The sequence below is a fragment of the Streptomyces sp. NPDC087263 genome (assembly GCF_044744645.1).
In the GTDB taxonomy this organism is placed as follows: domain Bacteria; phylum Actinomycetota; class Actinomycetes; order Streptomycetales; family Streptomycetaceae; genus Streptomyces.
In genome coordinates, this window is the sequence record NZ_JBIUYT010000016.1 from 43,228 (window position 1) to 63,301 (window position 20,074).

Consider the following 20,074-nt stretch of genomic DNA (forward strand, 5'->3'; position numbering starts at 1 on the left):
CCATCGGTTGATCTCCGCCGTGTGTACGGCAGTAGGGTGACGCCCGTGGCACCACGACCGTTGAATGAAATCGTCGAACCGGGCTGGGCGAAAGCCCTGGAACCCGTGGCCGGACAGATCGCCGCGATGGGGGACTTCCTGCGCACGGAGATCGCCGCGGGACGCACCTACCTCCCGGCGGGGGCGAATGTCCTACGCGCCTTCCAGCAACCCTTCGACGAGGTGCGCGTCCTGATCGTCGGCCAAGATCCCTACCCCACTCCGGGGCATGCGGTGGGTCTTTCGTTCTCGGTCGCGCCCGAGGTACGTCCGCTGCCGGGCAGCCTGATCAACATCTTCCGGGAGCTCCACACCGACCTGGGCCTGCCCCAGCCGTCCAACGGCGACCTCACGCCCTGGACGCAGCAGGGCGTGCTGTTGCTCAACAGGGCGCTCACGACCGCCCCACGCAGTCCTGCGGCGCACCGCGGCAAGGGCTGGGAGGAGGTCACCGAGCAGGCGATACGCGCGCTGGCCGGGCGGGGGCGCCCGTTGGTGTCGATCCTGTGGGGCCGCGACGCCCGCAATCTGCGCCCGATCCTCGGCGAACTGCCCTCGGTGGAATCCGCCCACCCCTCCCCCATGTCGGCGGACCGCGGCTTCTTCGGTTCCCGGCCCTTCAGCCGGTCCAACGACCTGCTGACCGGGCAGGGAGCCGAACCGGTGGACTGGCGCCTGCCGTGACCCGCGCCGGCCCGCGGCCCGGTGTGCTGGCGGTGGACTCGGGAGGTTCGGGGCTGCGCGCGGCGCTCGCCGTGGACGGGCAGGTGCACGGGGTTCCGCTGACGTCGAAGGAACCGGTGCGCACCGGCCCGCGTGGTATCGACTCCGGGCACCTGTTGGAGCAGCTGTTGCCGATGGCCCGGCAGTTGATGGCCGACGCGGGGATCGAGGAACTCGGCGCGGTCGCCATCGGAGCCGCGGGCCTGGCCACACTCGGCGACGAGCTGCGCGCCGAGCTGCCGGCGGCGCTGGAGCGTGAACTCGGCGTGCCGCGGCTCGCGCTGGCCGCCGACGCGGTGACCGCCTATGTGGGCGCGCTCGGCCGACGGACGGGTGCGGTCGTCGCCGCGGGCACGGGCATGATCGCCGTCGGCACGGACCTGAAGAGCTGGCGCAGGGCCGACGGCTGGGGCCATCTGCTCGGCGACTGCGGCGGTGGGGCCTGGATCGGCCGCGCCGGTCTCGACGCGGCCGTGCGGTCCTTCGACGGGCGCCGTGGCGGATCGGCGGTGCTGCGGGCGCGCGCCGAGGAGATGTTCGGTCCGGTACCCGGCCTGCCGGGCGCACTGTATCCGCGGACCGACCGGCCCGCCGTGCTCGCTGCCTTCGCACCCGAAGTGGCCGCCTGCGCCGAGAGCGACCAGGTCGCGGCGGGCATTCTCCGCGCGGCCGCGCGGAGCATCGCCGAGTCGGCGGCCGCCGTGTGCCCGTGCGCGGGAGAGCCGCAGATCGCCCTCACCGGTGGCCTGTTCAAGATGGGCGCCCCCCTCCTCGTACCCCTGAGAGAGGAACTCGCGGAGCAACTGCCGCACGCCCGGGAGGTACCGGCCGCGGGTGACCCACTGCACGGCGCCGTCCTCATCGCCGTCGACCTGGCGAGCGACGAACTCACCCTCCCCCGGGACGGGCGGATGTTGTACACGGTGACCGAAGGGACGGAGAAAGCCTCTCGTCGTACTGATCACTTCTGATCCGTACGTAACTCATCAGACAAAAGCGGACGGATACCGCTCACCTGCACCCTCCCCGAACAAGGGAACCCAGGAAACCAGTAATATTCGGCGCCATGAGCTCCCCCACTGGGCCCGCGTCCGGCCTGCCAGTACGAATGCCGCGACCCCGCCAGCCCGGGCGGCACCGCCGTCCGGAAGCCCTGGTGGCTCCCGAGGGCGCGCCCGCGCTCGTCCTCGCGGTACCGGGCACCCCCAGCGCGGCCATACGCAGCCTCACCGAGGAGGTCGTGAGCATCGCGCGCTCCGAGCTCCCCGGTCTCGACGCCCGGATCGGGTACCTCGACGGGGACGACGCCGAGTTCCCCACACTGCAGTCCGTGCTGGTCCGCGCCTCCGAGGAGCGCACCGCCCGCGTCGAGCAGTCCCGTGCCGCCGGTACGGACGTGGCCGAGCCCGACGGGCCCGTGGCCGTCGTGGTGCCCCTGCTCGCCGGTCCGGACAACGCGCTGCTGCGCCGGATCCGCCAGGCCGTCATGGACAGCCGCGTCGCGGCGGACCTGGCCGATGTGCTCGGCCCGCACCCGCTGCTCGCCGAGGGGCTGCACGTGCGTCTGTCCGAGGCGGGTCTGGCCCGCGCCGACCGCGCCCGGCTGTTCACCGTGGCGACCGCCGCGGACGGCATCATCCTGGCCTCCGTGGGCGGCGAGGAGGCCGTGCAGGCGGCCGGGATCACCGGCATGCTGCTGGCCGCGCGGCTCGCCGTGCCGGTGATGGCGGCGGCGCTCGACGAGGAGGGCTCCATCGCGGCCATCGCCGAGCAGCTGCGCGACTCCGGCTCCCAGAATCTGGCCCTCGCGCCGTATCTGATCGGTCCCGAGCTCGACGCGGGTCTGCTCGACGCGGCGGCCAAGGAGGCGGGCTGTGCCGCCGCCGAGGCGCTCGGCCCGTACCCGGCCATCGGCAAGCTGGCGCTGGCCAAGTACACGGCGGCGCTGGGCATCGCCCCTCAGCAGCCGCAGGGGGCGCCGGTGCGCTGAGCCCGGCACCACAGAGAACGCGAAAGGGCCCGCTCCCATGGCAGGAGCGGGCCCTTCGCGTGCGTGCGGCAGCCAGGGTCTGTCCGGCGGGGCCGGCCGGAGGGAAACCAGCGGCGCCCGGTAAGGCCGGGGGCGCGGGGGCCGGCGTGTGCAGCTGCGAGGCGGAGGCGGGCGACGACGCGATGGGGTCCCCCCTCGTGCGAAGCCGAGGGGGAGTCGGCAACCGACAACAACGCCGCCTGGGTCCCCCCCACGCCCTTGAGGCAGTGAGAGATAGGGGGTGCCTAGACCCCGCCCCCCCGGCCTGATCCACCGGACGGGCGCCCTGGGTCAGCCGAAGATCACACCGGATCATGGCGCGGGAGCCCGGCGTGATCCGCCGGACAGGACCTGGGTCAGCCGAAGACCACGCAGGATGCCGCGGGAGCGTCGACCGAGCCGCCCCGCCTGGGTACGCCCGTGTCGGGGTCGACCGCGAACCAGGTCACGTCGCCGGACCGCTCGTTGGCGGCGTACAGGAAGCGTCCTGAGGGGTCGAGGGCCAGTGCGCGGGGCCACGTACCGCCGCAGGGCACCGTGGCGACCAGCCGCAGCCCCTCGCCCGCCGCGTCGGGCACGAGCACGGAGACCACGTCCTGGCCGCGCGTGGCCGTCCAGACGAAGCGGCCGTCGGGCGACACGACGATGCCCGACGGGTACGCGTCGCCGTCCGGTACACCGGGCAGCACCGAAGTCTCGCCGACGGGCCGCAGCGCGCCTTCGGCGGCGTCCCAGCGGCAGACGGTGACGGTGGGGGCGAGCTCGTTGAGGACGTACGCGTGCTCGCCGCGCGGGTGGAAGGCCAGGTGACGGGGTCCGGAGCCGGGGCGCAGCGCCGTCTCGCGGTGCAGCGTGAGCTTTCCGCCGTCCAGCGCGCACACCCGCACCGAGTCCGTGCCGAGGTCGATGCTCACCGCCCAGCGGCCGCTCGGGTCGGGCTGCACCTGGTGGGCGTGCGGGCCGTGCTGGCGCGGTGTGTGCGGGCCGGAGCCGGTGTGCTGGAGCACGCTGGAGGCCGCGGTCGCGAGTCCTCCGTCGGCGCGGACGGGGACGGCGGTGACGCTGCCCGAGCCGTAGTTGGCGGTCAGAACGTGTCCGGCGAAGACGCTGAGGTGCGTCGGGCCGCTGCCGCCGACGCGCACGGGCTCCCCCGTCAGAACCGGCTTGTCGCCGGTCACGCGGTAGGCGGCCAGCGCGCCGTCGGCCGTCTCGCTGACCGCGTACAGCATGTCCCGGGTGGGTGACAGGGCGAGGTAGGACGGGTCGGGGACGCCGTCCACCGCGCTCAGGACGGTCAGCGCACCGCTGACCGGGTCCACGGTCGCCGTGAGGACACCGAGGCCCCCCGCCGCCGTGAACGAGCCGATGAACGCCCGCTGCCACCGCCTGCCGCCGTCTGCCACTGGGGTCCCCTCTCGCTCCCGTGTTGTCGGGGGCGACGGTAGCAGTCCATGATCCGAGGTCTAGACCAGGATCGCGCCACGGGCGCGTTCGTGTGCCTCCGGGTGGTGCACGTACGCGGGACGCCGCTCGACCGCCTCGTAAGTGCGGTGGAAGACGGGGGTGGCGCTGCCCGAGATGGGCGGGACGATCCACGACCAGTCCGCGCCGACCCGGCGACCTTTGCGTTCCTCGCTGCCTAGGTGGGTGAGGAAGCGCCGGGACTCCGTGTGGTGATCGGTGACCGTGACGCCCGCGCGGTCGAAGGAGTGCAGGACGGAGCGGTTGAGTTCGACGAGCGCGCGGTCCTTCCACAGGGAGCGGTCGGTGCGGGTGTCGAGGCCGAGGCGCTCGGCGATGTGCGGCAGGAGGTCGTAGCGGTCGGTGTCGGCGAGGTTGCGGGCGCCGATCTCGGTGCCCATGTACCAGCCGTTGAAGGGTGCGGCCGGGTAGCAGACGCCGCCGATCTCCAGGCACATGTTGGCGAGCGCGGGCACCGCGTGCCAGCGCAGTCCGAGCGTGCGCCACCAGGGGTACTCGGGGTGTGCGAGCTCCACTTCGAGCACCGCGTCCGGGGGCAGCGCGAACCAGCGGGGCCTGTCCTCGGCACCCTGGATCACCAACGGCAGTACGTCGAAGGGGGTGCCGGGGCCGCCGGGCCAGCCGAGCCGCCGGGCGAGCGCCGTGAGCCCGGTGTTGCGCGGATCTCCGGTCACGCCGCCGTCCGGGCGTGCGTAACCCGCGTACCGGATGAGCTGTTCGTTCCAGATCCGCGGCCCCGGGCGGCCTGGTTCGTCGGGGGCGAAGACCGTGATGAGCGCGCGGATCCGGCCATCGCGGGTCGCCTCCCGCAAGTGGTCCGCCGCCGCCTCGGCGACGTCCTGCGTGTCCCGCAGGTCCCGGCGGTCGTGTACGCGCAGGGAGTGCCAGTAGAGCCGTCCGATGCACCGGTTGGCGTTGCGCCAGGCGACGCGTGCGCCGAAGACGAGTTCCTCGGTGGTGTGGCGGTACGTCCCCCTCTCCGCGATCTCCCTGTGCGCGGCGGCGATCCGCCGGGCCGGGTCCCCGAGGCCTTCCTCGGTGTGGTGGAGGGTGAGGAACTCGGCGGCGGCGCGGTGAAGTTCGTACGGGGTGGGTGGGGGGCCGGCGGGGAGGGGTGCGGCCGGGCCGGTGACGTCGCCGGGAACCGCGGAGTTCTTGGCGGAACCGCCGGTCACCGGCTGCTCCCGCAGGTCTGTCACCGAGGCGGGTCGGCTCGTCGGCCAGGGGCAGTTATCGGCGCCGGCAGGCACGTACCGGGCGCCCGGATCGGCGCCTTGGTCGTGACGGGCGTCGGGGTTCGAGTCCTCGGATCCCCCTTGGTCCGTTCCCTCTCGCCATCGGCCGCCCGGGGTCCGGTCCAGGCACCCGCCCGGTTCCCCGGACCACGGCGCCGGGAGACCCGGGGTTCCGTCGTCGGTGAAACGCTCCCCATGTTCCGATCCGTGCAGGAAATTGCGCATGGTGCACCCCCAAGGGGTTCGGCCCGCGGACCGCTCCCGCACGGTCCGCGGGCTCCGTGCGTCTGATAGCCGCGGAGTTACCCGGCCGGGGTCCTGATCCACCCTCTACGTGTCCGGAAAAGTTCCCCATTCCGGGGTTTGGTGTCCATGCGCCGACGTCAGGCGCTGATGAGTCGGGGGGCGTGCGGGGGAGGCGTGGCCACCGTCTCGGTCGACCGCGGCCCGCGGCAGTCGCCGTGAGCCACTCTTCAGGCGCCGGCCAACGGGGAGTACCGCGAGCTGCGCAGGGGCACCGCGAGTTCGGCCAGTGCCCGCTCCAGGCTGTGCAGGTGGGCGAGCGCGGGCTCGGTGGCAGCGGGGTGCGGCAGCGTTTCGGCGGCTCCGGTCGGACCGCGACGTCCTCTCTCGCTGACCGTCAGGGCCTCCACGGCCGCCTTGACGCGGCTACAGGCCGCGGCGAGGCGGGCGTCATGGCTCGCGTCCGGGTCGGCGGCGACGGCCACCAGCCCGCGCACTTCGCGGGCGCAGTCGTCCAGCAGCGTGATGACCTGGCCGGCCCGTGCCTTGCGTGCGCGGGACGGGTTGAGCGGATGGACGAGGGGAGCGAGCGCCATCCGGACACGGGCGAGCAGCACTTCGAGCTCGGCCGCGTGCGGTGCGGGGTCCGCTGTCTGCGAGCCCGCGAGACGGGCGGCGGCTTCGGCGGTCGCCGCGTGAACACAGCGCAGCGCGCGCTGGATCCACGCGTCGTTCGTGGCGTGGGTGGTGACCGGCAGTACGAGAACCACGGCGAGCGCGGCTGCCACCGCGCCGATGGCCGTCTCCTCCAGACGCAGGACGAGAAGGCCGAGGTCCAGAACTCCCAGCAGGCCGTAGAGCAAGCCCGCCATCACCGTCACCGCCAGCACCATCCAGCTGTACGAGACGGCGGCCGTGTAGAAGATCCCGAAGACACAGACCGCGACCAGGACGGCGGTCGGTACCGGCGCCCCGTGCAACGGGATGGCGATCAGCAGGCCGACGCCAATGCCCACGACCGTGCCCAGCACCCGGCGGAATCCACGGACGAGGGTCTCGCCCCGCGAAACCGTGTTGACGAAGATCCACCAGACGGTGCCGACGGCCCAGTACCAGCGGTCCCCGGACAGCGCCTGCCCCAGGACCAGGGCGAAGGCGCAGGCCACCGTGGCCTGGAAAGCCTGCCGGGTGGTGGGTCGAGCCAGTCCCGTGCCGGGCAGCGGCCGGGGCGCGGGAGCGGGAGGAGCCGCACCGCGCTCCAAGGGCCAGAGAACGAAACGTACGAGGCCGGCGGCGCCCAGGGCCAGGCCCACCGCGGCGTACAGCTCGGGCAGTTGCTCCGGGACGGCGTGCAGGAACTGCGTGATGAAGAAGTTCATGAACGCGAAGATCCCGAGCGCATGTCCCCGAGGACCCCAGCGACGGGCGTACACCCCGCCGAAGACCACCAGCAGGAAGGCCGCGTCCCGGGCCGGGGTCACACCGTGCAGCAGGGTCGCCAGGGCCAGTACGGGAAATCCGGCGACCGGCAGCAGAGCAGTGGTCACCCGCTGGGCGCGCACCGTCGCGTCGGCGACCGTGAAGAGGGCGAGCAGGGCCGCAAGTCCCCCGGTGATGGAGGCCGTCAGGGACAGTCCGACGAATTCCGGCACGGCGACGGCGAACCCGGTGCCGATGACGGCACGGCATGAGTTCCTCAGCCTGACCTGCCCCGGATCCGGAGCCACGAGCATTCTCTTCACGGCGTTCCGCCCGCCCCCTCGACTGCCTCTTGCCGGAGCGCGGGCGCCCGGGGTGGCGGGAACTCGCGAACACGACGAAGCGCCGCGGTCCGGTACGGCCTCGTTGCCGTCCGGCGCTGCGCGGCGCCGATTGTGCATGGATACAGCACAGATAAGCATCCGCAGGCCCAACGGCTCAACTCGTGCTCAAACTACTGGGCCATTGGCCCATCACAGGAGAGTGATGCCGGTCAAGGAGCCGACCAACGGACCATCGTGGTGACCGATGACGGCAGACGCTCTTCGGTGTGTAGGTCGAAAGAACCGGGGCACCTGAGGTCTCGGAGGCTGATACCGATGCTTCCCGCGCTTCCGGTTCCTCCGGTTGTCACATCCGGTTTCCTCGGTTGTTCCGGTTGTTCCGGTTGTTCCGGTTGTTCCGCGGGCGGGTACGGCAGCCGGTTTCGAGAATTCCTGCCGGGAAGGACAACAATGATGTCGAAGTCCGCATCCCCCAAGTACACGGTCCCCGGGCTCAGTACGCACGAGGGCGGAGTGATCATTGATCTGTTGCGTATGCGCCTTCATGCGCTCAATGACCTTTCTCTGACTTTGAAGCACGTTCACTGGAATGTCGTGGGCCCGCATTTCATCGCCGTGCACGAAATGCTCGATCCTCAGGTGGATCGGGTGCGCGAAATGGCCGACGACGCCGCCGAACGCATCTCCGCCCTCGGCGGGGTACCCGAGGGCACACCGGGCGTTCTCGTCGCCGAGCGGACGTGGGACGACTACGGCGTCGGGCGGGCCGACGCCATCGCCCACCTCGGCGCCCTCGACCTCGTCTACACCGGCATCATCGAGGGCCACCGCGCGGCGATGACCGAGGTCGGCAAGAGCGACGCGGTGACGGAGGATCTCCTCATCGAACAGCTCCGCTCCCTCGAGCAGTTCCAGTGGTTCGTGCGCGCTCACCTCGAGAGCTCGGGCGGAACCCTGTCCACGACCCACTCCCACACCGAACGCCAGGCGGCCGAGGACGCCCACCCGGACGGGACCTAGCAGCACCCTTCCACGCGTGGCATTTCACGCGCGGTGGCGGCAGACATCGGCGAAGGCCCGGACCCGGCAAGGGGTCCGGGCCTTCGCGTGACGCACCGTACGCACTACGTCCGCACGTCAGGCGGTGCGGCTCACTTGCAGGGGACGTAGCTGCGGACTGTCGTGCCGTTATCGCCGGTGTGGACGCGGACGAGGTCGGAGAGGAAGTGGACGAGGAACAGGCCGCGGCCGCCCAGCTGTTCGGGACGCACCGGGTAGCGGCCGGCGAGCGGGTCGGCCAGGTGTCCGTCGTCCTGCACCTCGCAGACGATCTGCTCGCTCTCCGCCCAGATCCGCAGCGTTCCCGAACCGCCCCCGTGCACCACGCTGTTGGTCGTCAGCTCCGCGACGACCAGCGCCAGATCCTGGAGGCGGGCGTGGCTCATCCCCCGCTCCCGTGCCTCGTGCAGCGCGAAGTCGCGAGAGATCGGCAGGTCGTCCGTGTCGAAGTGGACCGTCGCCGCTCCCGGCGGATGACGCAGGGGCTCGTTGCAGCGGGCGAGCACCGGCTCCAGCGCGTAGGCGGTGCTGGCCCGCTCCCGGCCCCCGGCGATGACGACGGGGTGCGTGGCGTGCGCGTCGGCGATCACGTCGGCGGAGAGAGCCCGTGCGTCGTAGGGGCACAGGATCGTCACGTCGCGCCCTTGGAAGGCCATGTTGATCAGTGCCTCGTGCTGAACGCAGGCCGGGTACTCCACCTCGGTGCGGCCGGGCCATATCGGTTCCCCGATGATGCGGACACGGCTGTCGGTCCTGGTGTCGGCGAACGACCGCAGGACCGACGGGATGATGCGGCCGGGGTTCCGCCCGGCCTGAGTCATGTCGACGAAGTGCACGGCGGCGGCGGCCTCGCCGAGTTCGGCTCGGATCAGCTCAAGTCGCGAGACGGGCGCGGCCACGGCGACCGGCTCCGCGGCGGCCATGCCGTCCAGGAGGAACGGCACGGTCCCTTCCACGTACTCCTGGTCACTGCGGTAGAACAACGCGGGGTGGGCGAAGGGCTCTGTCCGGGTGGCCGAGTTCGTCATGCGGCCACCTCGATCGTCCGGAGTTCCGGCCAGAACAGCTCAAGGATCCGCGGGAGTTCGGGCGGCGGCCGTTCCAGCACCAGACGCCGTCGCTCGTTCAAGCCCTGTGCGGTGCGCGCGAGTTCGCAGGCACCGGCGACATCGACGAACGTGATCGCGGACAACTCGAGGAAGCAGACGTGCTCGCACTGGCCGGACACCTGCTCCAGAGCCTGCCGCCAGACGGGACGCGTGGAGGGGCTGATCTCACCGACGAGCCGGATGCCGGGTCGCTCCGCGAGCTCGTACAGCCGAAGCACAGCTCCGCCGACCTCGGACGGGGAGGCCCCCGCCGTCGACCCGTCATCGCCGTACGCCATATCCCTCCCCGCCTCTCGGAACCCCGCCGTACACCATGGGGGCCCGGCTCTCGGAACCCGCCGTACGCCGTCGCGGCCCCGGCTCTCGGCGCCCAGGGTACCCGGCAGCTCCGGACCGCGGCCGGCTCGCCGAAGGGCCGGACCGCACGGTGAGGGCAATCCAAGATTCTTGGGAATCCGGTGGTGTGATCTCTGCCAACCGGGGCATTCGAGCTGTGTCAACGATGCCTTCGAGGATTTGGGGTGGGCGGCATGGCAGCCGTGACGGTGCTGGAGACAACGGCCACGGCACAGCGGACAGTCGACATGGGCGGGGTGGACGGCGAGTTGGCGCTTCCGTTCATCGAGGACCCGTCGAAGGTCAAGCCGAAGGACGCGCGTGAACTCTCCCGCCAGTTCTTCGACCGGCTCGCCGAACTCGAAGAGGGCACGCACGAGTACCAGTACGCGCGCAACACCCTGATCGAGATGAACCTCTCCCTGGTCCGCTACGCGGCCGGCCGCTTCCGCAGCCGCGGCGACTCGATGGAGGACATCGTCCAGGTGGGCACGATCGGTCTGATCAAGGCCATCGACCGCTTCGAGCTCACCCGCGAGGTCGAGTTCACCTCCTTCGCCGTCCCCTATATCGTCGGCGAGATCAAGCGCTTCTTCCGCGACACCAGTTGGGCGGTGCACGTACCCCGCCGACTCCAGGAGGCCCGCGTCGAGCTGGCCAAGGCCACGGAGGAGCTGCAGACCCGGCTGGACCGTATGCCCACCACGCGCGAGCTGGCCGAGCTGATGTCCCTGCCCGAGGAAGACGTCATCGAGGCCCGCAAGGCGGCGAACGCCTACACCTCCACGTCCCTGGACGCCGCCCTCACCAGCAACGGCGCCGGAGAGGGTGAAAGCGCTCTGGCCGACTTCATCGGCGAGGAGGACCCCTCCCTCCAACTGGTCGACGACTTCAACTCACTGGCTCCGCTGATCGCCGAACTCGACGAACGCGAGCGAGTGATCGTCCACCTGCGCTTCGTCGAGGAGCGCACCCAGGCACAGATCGGCGAAGACCTCGGTATCTCCCAGATGCATGTCTCCCGGCTGATCACCCGCATCATCAAGCGTCTTCGCACGGGGCTGCTGGACCCGGCCGTCGCCTGAGTCCACGCCTCCAAGGCTCCGAGCCTTCCACGGCTCCGATCCCGCCGTCCCGGCGGTCACCCCTCCACGCGGTGACCGCACGGCACGGCGGGATCCGTGTGTACAGCCCCCCGTCGGCACCACGACACCTCGGAGCCCGGACGGACCGAGAGGGTCCTGTGTATCCCCATCTCGCGTTCCTATGCCTCCTTACCTGAAACTTTTTTGGCCACGCGGGAGTTCCGGCCACCACTTTGTTCATCGCATGATTTCTGGGTTAGCCTGCGGCGTATTTTCTCAGCGGGCGCATCCGTGATTCTGCGGGAATGCTGCGGACGACACATAGACCGTGCGTGAGTCCGGCGTGGTTCCGAGTCCCCTCCCGGGACTCCTGGGGAGCGGAACGAGGGTAAGCATGACCGTGACAGCGACCGGGCCTTCGAGCCGAACGCCTGGCGAACAAGAGCTTCGTCAGCTGCTGGCGGGACTGACCGCCGTGCGCGACGGGGACTTCGGCACACGTCTGCCGGATGATGCCGGCGGCCTCCTCGGCGACATCGCCACCGTGTTCAACGGGATGGTCGACCAGTTGTCCGTGTTCACCTCCGAAGTGACCCGCGTGGCACGGGAGGTCGGCACCGAGGGCACCTTGGGCGGGCAGGCGGAGGTCCCCGGTGTCTCCGGCACCTGGGCCGATCTGACCGACTCCGTCAACGCCATGGCCGGCAACCTCACCACACAGGTCCGTGACATCGCACAGGTGGCCACGGCCGTCGCCAAGGGCGACCTCTCCCAGAAGATCGACGTCCCCGCGCGCGGCGAGATCCTGCAGCTCAAAGAGACCGTCAACACGATGGTCGACCAGTTGTCCGCCTTCGCCGACGAAGTCACCCGCGTCGCCCGCGAAGTAGGCAGCGAAGGGCGCCTCGGCGGCCAGGCCCAGGTGCCCGGCGTCGGCGGTGTCTGGCGCGACCTCACCGACTCCGTGAACCTCATGGCGGGCAACCTCACCGCCCAGGTCCGCAACGTGGCGCAGGTGACCACGGCCGTCGCCAAGGGCGACCTCTCCCAGAAGATCACCGTCGACGCCCGCGGCGAAATCCTCGAACTCAAGAACACCATGAACACGATGGTCGACCAACTCTCCGCCTTCGCCGACGAAGTCACCCGCGTCGCCCGCGAAGTCGGCACCGACGGACGCCTCGGCGGACAGGCCGACGTCAAGGGCGTCAAGGGCACCTGGCGCGACCTCACCGACTCGGTGAACTTCATGGCGGGCAATCTCACCGCCCAGGTCCGCTCCATCGCCCAGGTGGCCACCGCTGTCGCCAAGGGCGACCTCTCCCAGAAAATCACCGTCGACGCCCGCGGCGAAATCCTCGAACTCAAAGACACCATCAACACGATGGTCGACCAACTCTCCGCCTTCGCCGACGAAGTCACCCGCGTCGCCCGCGAAGTCGGCACCGCGGGCAACCTGGGCGGACAGGCCACCGTACGAGGTGTCTCGGGCACCTGGAAGGACCTCACCGACAACGTCAACGTGATGGCGTCGAACCTGACCGGTCAGGTCCGCTCCATCGCCCAGGTGGCGACGGCCGTGGCCAAGGGAGACCTCTCCCAGAAGATCACGGTCGAGGCGAAGGGCGAGGTCGCGGCGCTCGCGGACGTCATCAACACGATGGTCGACACGCTGTCGGCCTTCGCCGACGAGGTCACCCGGGTGGCCCGCGAGGTCGGCACCGAGGGCCGCCTCGGCGGACAGGCGCACGTGCCCAACGTGGCGGGCACCTGGAAGGACCTCACCGACAACGTCAACTCGATGGCCAACAACCTCACCGGCCAGGTCCGCAACATCGCCCTGGTGACCACGGCGGTGGCCAAGGGAGACCTCTCCAAGAAGATCGACGTGGACGCACGCGGCGAGATCCTGGAGCTCAAGACGACCATCAACACGATGGTCGACCAGCTCTCCGCGTTCGCCGCCGAGGTCACCCGGGTGGCACGGGAGGTCGGCAGCGAGGGCCGGCTCGGCGGACAGGCCGAGGTGGAAGGCGTTTCCGGTACGTGGAAGCGCCTGACGGAGAACGTGAACGAACTGGCGGGCAACCTGACCCGCCAGGTGCGAGCGATCGCCGAGGTGGCCAGCGCCGTGGCCGAGGGCGACCTGACCCGCTCGATCACCGTCGAGGCGTCGGGCGAGGTCTCCGAGCTCAAGGACAACATCAACTCCATGGTCGAGTCCCTGCGCGAGACCACGCGGGCCAACCATGAGCAGGACTGGCTGAAGACCAATCTGGCCCGCGTCTCCGGGTTGATGCAGGGCTACCGCGACCTCGACGTCGTGGCCGACCTGATCATGGACGAACTCACCCCGCTGGTCGCCGCGCAGTACGGCGCCTTCTACCTCGCGGAGGAGACCGCGCACGGGACGGAACTCCGGCTCGTCGGGTCCTACGGCTACCCGGACGACACGGAGCGGCCCGCCCGTATCCCCATGGGCCGCTCACTCGTCGGCCAGGCCGCCCGCAACCGCCGCGCCATCACGGTGGACGAGCTGCCGCCGGGATACGTGACCATCTCCTCCGGACTCGGACAGACGACACCGACAGCTCTGGTGGTGCTGCCCATCGTGGTCGAGGAGCAGGTGCTCGGGGTGATCGAACTGGCCTCGGTGACCCGCTTCACCCCGGTCCACCAGACCTTCCTGGAACAGCTGATGGAGACCATCGGTGTCAACGTCAGCACCATCGTGGCCAACGCCCGCACCGACGAACTGCTGGGCGAGTCCCAGCGCCTGACGGCCGAACTACAGGCTCGGTCCGAGGAGTTGCAGGTTCAGCAGGACGAACTGCAGCGCTCCAACGCCGAACTGGAGGACAAGGCCTCGCTCCTGGTCACCCAGAACCGGGACATCGAGGCCAAGAACCTGCAGATCGAACAGGCCCGGCAGGAGCTCGAAGCACGAGCCCAGCAGCTCTCGCTGGCCTCGAAGTACAAGTCCGAGTTCCTGGCGAACATGAGCCACGAGCTGCGGACCCCGCTCAACAGCCTGCTCATCCTGGCCCAATTGCTGGCCCAGAACCCCTCCCGCAACCTCACGCCGAAGCAGGTCGAGTACGCGGGGATCATCCACTCCGCGGGCTCGGATCTGCTCCAACTGATCAACGACATCCTCGACCTGTCGAAGGTCGAGGCAGGCAAGATGGACCTCTCCCCCGAACAGGTCTCGCTGCGCCGCCTGTTGGAGTACGTCGAGGCCACCTTCCGGCCCATGACCTCGCAGAAGAGTCTGGACTTCACGATCACCACCGCGCCCGGCGCGCCCGACGACCTGCTCACCGACGACTCCCGGCTGCGTCAGGTCCTGCGCAACCTGCTGTCGAACGCGGTCAAGTTCACCGAGCAGGGTCGCGTCGAGCTGCGTATCGAACCGGCGACCGGACACGAGATCCCGCAGGGGGTGCTGCACGCCGGCACCGTCATCGCCTTCCGAGTGAAGGACACCGGTATCGGTATCCCGGAACAGCAACTCGAGACGATCTTCGGCGCGTTCCAGCAGGCCGACGGCACCACGAGCCGCAAGTACGGCGGCACCGGCCTCGGTCTGTCCATCACCCGGGAGATCGCCCGTCTGCTCGGTGGCCAGGTCACCGTGGACAGCACACCCGGCCAGGGCAGTACCTTCACCCTCTTCCTGCCGGTGGCCCGTCCCGACTTCGAGGAGCTGCTGAGCGGCAGCCGGCAGCCGGGCTCCGGGCCGCGCGAGGACGCCGCCGACGTGGTGAGGGCAGGAACTCCGGCACAGGGCCCGGCCGGACTGCCCCGGCAGAACCGGCGCCGGCTGCTGGTCGTCGAGGAACGGCCGCGCGGTCTGCTCACCCTCGTCGCCGAGAGCGCGGTCGGGGATCTCAACCGCAGTCGTGACGACAGCGGCACACGGAAGACGGTCGACGTCGTCACGGTGGTGGGCGCGCAGGAGGCGGCGAGCGCGCTGGCCGCCGGAGCCTGCCACTGCGTCGTCCTCGAACTCGGTATGGCGGACGGGGAGGCGGCCAGTTTCCTGGAGGCCGTCGAGGGCGACTCGGCCCTGGCGAACGTCCCCGTGCTCGTCCACAACGGCAGCCGCGTGGACCTGGCCCAGGAACAGGACCTGCAATCCCGGTCCGGCCCCCGGACGCTGGAGTTCCTTTCCAGCCTGGACGAGTTGCGCGAACGCATCGCCCTGCATCTCTCCGCCGAGGAACCGGGAGACGTGCTCCCGCTGGTCCGCGCCGAGAAGCCGCAGCCCCAGGACACACGGATCGCCGGCGACGACGTCCACGGCACCACAGTTCTCGTGGTCGACGACGACGCCCGCAACCTCTTCGCCCTCAGTGGGATCCTGGAACTGCACGGATTCCAGGTGCTGCACGCGGAGAACGGCAGGAAGGGCATCGAGACCCTGCTCAGCCGTCCCGAGATCGCGGTCGTCCTGATGGACGTGATGATGCCGGAGATGGACGGCTACACCGCCACGGCCGAGATCCGCAAAATGCCCCGGTACGCCGACCTGCCGATCATCGCCGTCACCGCGAAGGCGATGCCCGGCGACCGGGAGAAGAGTCTCCTGTCGGGTGCGAGCGACTATGTGGCCAAGCCGGTCGACACCGACGACCTCATCGCCTGCGTCCGGCGCTGGCTGAGCGAGTGACACCGGAGGGCGCCCGCCGGTTCGAACGGCCGGCCGGGCGCCTTCCCCGCACCCCTCTCCCCCGCCCATGCGGACGTCCCAGCCGAGGAGCAACCGCACCGTGAGCACTCCCGAACAGCCTCCGGGTACCTGGACGGCCGAACCGACGGACGGCCTGACCGACGTCGCGTCGACGTCCATGGTGGGCAGACTGGCCGCCACGGTGGACCGGCTGCGTCGCGAGGTGCAGGCCGCGCAGGCCGAAGCCGATGGCCGCGCCCTGATCGAGCTCGCCAAGGGCATCCTGATCGAGCGTCTGGGCTGCGGCCCCGCGCAGGCCGCCCGACAGCTCACCGAGCTGACCGAGCAGGGCGAGGTGGGCCTGCTCGAACTCGCCGTCGACGTCATCAACCAGGCGGCGCGCGACCGGCTCTCCGAAATCACCAGTACGTTCCTGGCCGCCACGGCCGGTTCCCACGACGCCCGGGACACCTCCCCGGCGGTCCGGCTGCGGGAGGCGGAGAGTGGTGCGCTGGCCGCCGACGACACCCAGTCGGTGGCCGACTCGCTGCTCCAGCACGCCCTGGCACCGCTCGGCGCGGTGGCCGTGGCCATCTGGGCGGTCGGCGCCGACGGTTGTCTCACCCTGGCGGGCAGCGCGGGGTTCTCCGCGGCGGAGGCGGAGCGCTGGCGCTACGTACCGCCCGGCGTGGCGACGGTGGCGCGCCGGGCCCTGTCCGGTCGTACGACACAGTGGACCGCGTCACTCACCGAGGCCGGCCAACCGACCATCGGGCGCACCCACTACCCGTACGGCGGGAGGGTGGCAGCCCCGGCCGGTGTCGGCGGCCGTATCCACGGCGTCCTCGAAATCGCCTGGCCGTCGCCCCTGGAACCGCAGTCGCCCCAGGTCGCCCGCCAGGTCGAGGCGCTGGCCGAGTTGTGCGCCCACACGCTGGAGAGCCGCCCTCTCCTGAGCGACCGCACGCAGGCCAACGCCCCGTATGTCACGCCCGGTGTCGCGGAACTGATCGATCTCATCGACGGACTGCACGATCCCGCGCTGATCCTCGAACCCCACCTCGACGACGGCGGACGGCTCGCGGACTTCCGGATCCGCCATGTGAACAGCCGGTTCGTCGACCCCGCCGGCCGGCCCCGCGGCGTCGTCAATGGAGCCCTGCTGCTGGAGGCCTATCCGTTGGCCGCCGGGGAGAGCGAGCTCTTCCAGCACGTCGAGCGGGTCTACGCGACGGGTGAGCCGTTCCGGGACCACCGGATGGATCTCACGGCGCTGGTCGACCAGGTACCGCTGTCGAGCATGGCCGACATCAGCCTCAGCCGGCACGGCGACAGCGTGCTGCTCCTGTGGCGTATCGAGGAAGAGACCGCACGGCTCGCCAGCCTGCTTCAGCACGCCCAACGGCTCGGCAGGATCGGCGGCTTCGAGGAGAACCTGCTCACCGGCGAGATCACCTGGAACGGCACGCTCTACAGCCTATACGGGCGCTCCGCCTCCGACACGCCCGTGCCGCTCGAGGACCTGCCCGCACACGCACACCCCGACGACGCCGTGGCGATCGGCCGTTTTCTGCGCACCCTCCTCCACCACCGGCGGCCCGCCACGGCGGCGTTCCGGCTCCAGCGCCCGGACGGGGTGACCCGGCATCTGCGGGTGGTGGCCGAGCCGGTGCTTGACGCCGAGAACCAGCTGTTCATCGTACGAGGGGCCTGCCAGGACATCTCGGCCCAGCACTGGACGGAGGTCGCGCTCGCGGCGACGCGTGACCAACTCGCCCACAGCGAGCAGCAGGCCCACGAACGCAACCGGCTGACCCTGCAACTGCAGCATGCGATCATGCCACCGGCCCAGGCTCCGTTGCAGGCGCCGGGGCTCCAGGTGGCCGTCCGCTACCGGCCGGCGGAGACCGAGCAACTGGTGGGCGGCGACTGGTACGACGCCGTTGTCCTGCCCTCGCGGCTGGTGCTCCTGTGTGTCGGCGACGTGGCCGGTCACGGGATCGAGGCGGCGACCAGCATGGTGGTTCTGCGCAACGCGCTGCGCGGACTCGCCGTGACGGGTGCGGGTCCGGGCCAGCTGCTGTCGTGGCTCAACATCGTGGCGCACCATCTGACGGGCTCCATCACCGCCACGGCGGTCTGCGGCCTCTACGACCCGGCCCGGCGCACCCTGCGGTGGGCCAGGGCCGGTCACCTTCCGCCCGTCCTGGTCCGTGACACGGAAGCGAACCCGCTGCCCCTCCTCAAGGGGATCCTGCTCGGTGCCGTACCCGAGGCCACGTACGAGGAGGGCGAGGTCCAACTGGCGGTCGAGGACACCCTGTTGATGTACACGGACGGGCTGGTCGAGCGGCGTGACCGGTCGGTCGAGGAGTCGATGGCCCAGCTGCTGACCAGTGCCCGCACGGTCCGCACCACGCTGGACCACCAGTTGGACCGGCTCCTCACGTACAGCAGGTCGGACACCGACGACGACACCTGCATCGTCGGGATCCGGGTGTCGTAGCACCGTGCGCCGAGGGTGCGGTCAGTCGGGTCTCTCGCCGGTCCGGCAGATCTGACGCGCTATCTCGCGGAGTTTGATGTTGCGGTCCTGGGAGGCCTTCTTGAGGGCCTTGAAGGCCGTGTCCTCGCTCAGCCCGTGGCGCTCCATGAGGATGCCCATGGCCTCACCGATCTCGTGGCGCGTCTCCAGCGCGTGGCTGAGCTGCTGGTGCGTGCGGGCGGCGGAGAACGCCACGGCCGCGTGGGAGGCGAGCACCCAGCCCGCGCGCTGTGCCATGTCGTCGAAGGCGTGCGGCAGGCGCGAGTAGAGGTTGAGCGCGCCGAGCGCGTCGTCCTCGGTGAACAGCAGATAGCCCAGGGAACTCCCCATGCCGAGCTTCCTCAGCTCGGGGGCGAAGCGCGACCAGCGCTCATGCGGTTCCCGCAGATCCTCGATGGAGTAGACCTGTCGGCGGTCGACGACGGCGTCGAAGCACGGCCCTTCCCGCAGGTCCTGCTGAATCCGGTCCGCGGTGCGCACCAGGTCACTCGTCGCGGACAGAGCGTGGACCTCGCCGTGACGGACGGTGAGGATCCCGGCCTCGTCGACTCCCGTGATCAGCACCGAGGCGTGCGCCACGATCCGGTCCAGGGTGGTCTGGACCGAGTCCTGTGCCAGCAGATCCCGCGCCATCTCCGCCAGGCCGATGGCGAACCGCTCCCAGACGTCGTCGGGTTCCTGCGCCATGTTCCACCTCCTCAACTCGTCGGCAGGTGACTGCCGTTCGCCCGGCGCGGGCACATGACCGGCCGCGCTTCGAATCCGCTTTCCCTGGTGGGTCAGGGTTCAAGCAGGCGGATTTCAGCAGGACATCCGGGGCACGCGCCGGGAGGACAGCCGGGGCACGGGCCGCAGGACATTCGGCTCACGCGTCGGCAGGACATTCGGGTCATCGGCGCATTTCTGTTTCACCTGTGCCATCACGGGTGACCCGAACACCGAAGGAACCCGCACCGATCCACACGACTGCGAGCGCAGGAGGCCCTCATGGACAACTGGCGCGAATCCGCGGCATGCCGCACCGTCGACCCCGACCTGTTCTTCCCCGTCGGCACGACAGGCCCCGCGATTCTGCAGATCAACGAGGCGAAGGCCGTCTGCCAGGGCTGCCCGGTACGCGACCAGTGCCTGGAGTGGGCCCTCGAAACGGGCCAGAGTATCGGGGTCTGGGGTGGTACAAGTGAGGCTGAGCGGCGTTCATTGTGGCGGCGGGCGGCTCGGCGGTCCCGAGGCACCACGGCGTAGGCAGCCCCCGGCAAGGGGGACCATGTCCACGTCAGGGGAGAGCGTGGAGGAGCCCACACGGGAAGGCGACATGGCGAGCGATCCGAGTGGGGAAAGAAAGCCGACGCGACAGGGGACCGAGGCCCTCTCCAAGGCCTTCGCCGGCCAGTTGCGCAACGTGACCGATGCGCGCCTGACAGCGGAAGGCTATCTGGCCTCCCTCGCCCGGGCGTCGCCGCCGAGCACGGTCGAGCACTGGGACGACATCCTGCTGGTGGTCACCGAACTCGTCGCCAACTCGGTCCAGTACGCCCCCGGTCCCTTCGAACTCCACATGCGCCGCACCTTCGACGGCGTCCATGTGACCGTGCGGGACAGCAGCACCACTCCGCCCGCACCCCGCCCGTTCCATCCGCGGCAGGGCGGTGGCGGAATCGGCTGGCACCTGATTCACACCCTGTGCGACCAGGTCAGCGTGGAACTGCGGCCCGACGGCAAGGACGTGCACACCTTCCTACCCTGGTGATCTG

At 70.4% G+C, this 20,074-nt stretch carries 15 protein-coding genes; 9 read left to right on the plus strand and 6 right to left on the minus strand.

Annotated features, from left to right (window positions below; all coding sequences use genetic code 11):
* The first annotated feature begins 45 nt into the window (after positions 1 to 45).
* The 3 genes from ACIPC1_RS37625 (at position 46) to ACIPC1_RS37635 (ending at position 2,752) form a co-directional block, all read left to right on the plus strand.
* Entirely contained in the window at positions 46 to 723 is a 678-nt protein-coding gene (locus ACIPC1_RS37625) for a uracil-DNA glycosylase (protein WP_402525633.1), read from the plus strand.
* The gene (locus ACIPC1_RS37630; protein WP_402525635.1) at positions 720 to 1,733 is read left to right on the plus strand and encodes an N-acetylglucosamine kinase; all 1,014 of its coding nucleotides are present in this window, start codon (positions 720 to 722) and stop codon (positions 1,731 to 1,733) included. Before ACIPC1_RS37625 ends, ACIPC1_RS37630 begins: the two co-directional genes overlap by 4 nt.
* Before the next feature lie 95 nt (positions 1,734 to 1,828).
* On the plus strand, positions 1,829 to 2,752 hold the full coding sequence (locus ACIPC1_RS37635) for a sirohydrochlorin chelatase (RefSeq protein WP_402525637.1): 924 nt from the start codon (positions 1,829 to 1,831) through the stop codon (positions 2,750 to 2,752).
* 395 nt (positions 2,753 to 3,147) lie between these two features.
* Here ACIPC1_RS37635 and ACIPC1_RS37640 read toward each other — a convergent pair whose 3' ends face one another.
* The 3 genes from ACIPC1_RS37640 to ACIPC1_RS37650 all read right to left on the minus strand — a co-directional run bounded on the left by ACIPC1_RS37640 (position 3,148) and on the right by ACIPC1_RS37650 (position 7,484).
* Positions 3,148 to 4,194, minus strand: a complete 1,047-nt coding sequence (locus tag ACIPC1_RS37640; protein WP_402525639.1) for a lactonase family protein — start codon at positions 4,192 to 4,194, stop codon at positions 3,148 to 3,150.
* A gap of 60 nt (positions 4,195 to 4,254) precedes the next feature.
* Positions 4,255 to 5,448 carry a nitric oxide synthase oxygenase gene (locus ACIPC1_RS37645; RefSeq protein ID WP_402525641.1) on the minus strand — a complete coding sequence of 398 codons (1,194 nt, stop codon included), beginning with the start codon at positions 5,446 to 5,448 and terminating at the stop codon, positions 4,255 to 4,257.
* A gap of 533 nt (positions 5,449 to 5,981) precedes the next feature.
* Positions 5,982 to 7,484, minus strand: coding sequence for an FUSC family protein (locus ACIPC1_RS37650; protein ID WP_402525774.1), 1,503 nt, complete (start codon positions 7,482 to 7,484; stop codon positions 5,982 to 5,984).
* A 483-nt stretch (positions 7,485 to 7,967) separates the two neighbouring features.
* Here ACIPC1_RS37650 and ACIPC1_RS37655 point away from each other — a divergent pair, with 483 nt between their 5' ends.
* The gene (locus ACIPC1_RS37655; protein ID WP_402525643.1) at positions 7,968 to 8,534 is read left to right on the plus strand and encodes a Dps family protein; all 567 of its coding nucleotides are present in this window, start codon (positions 7,968 to 7,970) and stop codon (positions 8,532 to 8,534) included.
* A gap of 131 nt (positions 8,535 to 8,665) precedes the next feature.
* Here ACIPC1_RS37655 and ACIPC1_RS37660 read toward each other — a convergent pair whose 3' ends face one another.
* Positions 8,666 to 9,601 (minus strand): anti-sigma factor RsbA family regulatory protein, encoded by a 936-nt coding sequence (locus ACIPC1_RS37660; RefSeq protein WP_402525645.1) that lies wholly within the window; start codon positions 9,599 to 9,601, stop codon positions 8,666 to 8,668.
* Positions 9,598 to 9,960: an STAS domain-containing protein gene (locus tag ACIPC1_RS37665; protein ID WP_402525648.1), complete on the minus strand. Its 363-nt coding sequence runs from the start codon at positions 9,958 to 9,960 to the stop codon at positions 9,598 to 9,600. Before ACIPC1_RS37665 ends, ACIPC1_RS37660 begins: the two co-directional genes overlap by 4 nt.
* A gap of 306 nt (positions 9,961 to 10,266) precedes the next feature.
* Between ACIPC1_RS37665 and ACIPC1_RS37670 the strand changes: the two genes are divergently transcribed.
* From ACIPC1_RS37670 to ACIPC1_RS37680, 3 genes are all read left to right on the plus strand, one after another.
* A complete protein-coding gene (locus tag ACIPC1_RS37670; RefSeq protein WP_402525776.1) occupies positions 10,267 to 11,103 on the plus strand; it encodes an RNA polymerase sigma factor SigF in 837 nt (278 codons plus the stop codon).
* Positions 11,104 to 11,497: 394 nt separating this feature from the next.
* The gene (locus ACIPC1_RS37675) at positions 11,498 to 15,775 is read left to right on the plus strand and encodes a HAMP domain-containing protein (RefSeq protein ID WP_402525650.1); all 4,278 of its coding nucleotides are present in this window, start codon (positions 11,498 to 11,500) and stop codon (positions 15,773 to 15,775) included.
* 100 nt (positions 15,776 to 15,875) lie between these two features.
* Positions 15,876 to 18,281 (plus strand): SpoIIE family protein phosphatase, encoded by a 2,406-nt coding sequence (locus ACIPC1_RS37680; RefSeq protein ID WP_402525652.1) that lies wholly within the window; start codon positions 15,876 to 15,878, stop codon positions 18,279 to 18,281.
* A 21-nt stretch (positions 18,282 to 18,302) separates the two neighbouring features.
* Here the strand turns inward: ACIPC1_RS37680 and ACIPC1_RS37685 are convergent, their stop codons facing one another.
* Complete coding sequence (locus ACIPC1_RS37685; protein WP_402525654.1) at positions 18,303 to 19,007, minus strand: GAF and ANTAR domain-containing protein; 705 nt, start codon at positions 19,005 to 19,007, stop codon at positions 18,303 to 18,305.
* Positions 19,008 to 19,307: 300 nt separating this feature from the next.
* Between ACIPC1_RS37685 and ACIPC1_RS37690 the strand changes: the two genes are divergently transcribed.
* Positions 19,308 to 19,565 carry a WhiB family transcriptional regulator gene (locus tag ACIPC1_RS37690; RefSeq protein ID WP_384382461.1) on the plus strand — a complete coding sequence of 86 codons (258 nt, stop codon included), beginning with the start codon at positions 19,308 to 19,310 and terminating at the stop codon, positions 19,563 to 19,565.
* A gap of 22 nt (positions 19,566 to 19,587) precedes the next feature.
* Complete coding sequence (locus ACIPC1_RS37695) at positions 19,588 to 20,070, plus strand: ATP-binding protein (protein ID WP_402525657.1); 483 nt, start codon at positions 19,588 to 19,590, stop codon at positions 20,068 to 20,070.
* Positions 20,071 to 20,074: the final 4 nt, after the last annotated feature.

Coding starts and splice junctions, on each gene's coding strand:
- ACIPC1_RS37635 (WP_402525637.1), top strand. CDS start 1,829: ATGAGCTCCCCCACTGGGCCCGCGTCCGGCCTGCCAGTACGAATGCCG.
- ACIPC1_RS37650 (WP_402525774.1), bottom strand. CDS start 7,484: ATGCTCGTGGCTCCGGATCCGGGGCAGGTCAGGCTGAGGAACTCATGC.
- ACIPC1_RS37655 (WP_402525643.1), top strand. CDS start 7,968: ATGTCGAAGTCCGCATCCCCCAAGTACACGGTCCCCGGGCTCAGTACG.
- ACIPC1_RS37660 (WP_402525645.1), bottom strand. CDS start 9,601: ATGACGAACTCGGCCACCCGGACAGAGCCCTTCGCCCACCCCGCGTTG.
- ACIPC1_RS37665 (WP_402525648.1), bottom strand. CDS start 9,960: ATGGCGTACGGCGATGACGGGTCGACGGCGGGGGCCTCCCCGTCCGAG.
- ACIPC1_RS37670 (WP_402525776.1), top strand. CDS start 10,267: ATGGGCGGGGTGGACGGCGAGTTGGCGCTTCCGTTCATCGAGGACCCG.
- ACIPC1_RS37675 (WP_402525650.1), top strand. CDS start 11,498: ATGACCGTGACAGCGACCGGGCCTTCGAGCCGAACGCCTGGCGAACAA.
- ACIPC1_RS37685 (WP_402525654.1), bottom strand. CDS start 19,007: ATGGCGCAGGAACCCGACGACGTCTGGGAGCGGTTCGCCATCGGCCTG.
- ACIPC1_RS37690 (WP_384382461.1), top strand. CDS start 19,308: ATGGACAACTGGCGCGAATCCGCGGCATGCCGCACCGTCGACCCCGAC.
- ACIPC1_RS37695 (WP_402525657.1), top strand. CDS start 19,588: ATGTCCACGTCAGGGGAGAGCGTGGAGGAGCCCACACGGGAAGGCGAC.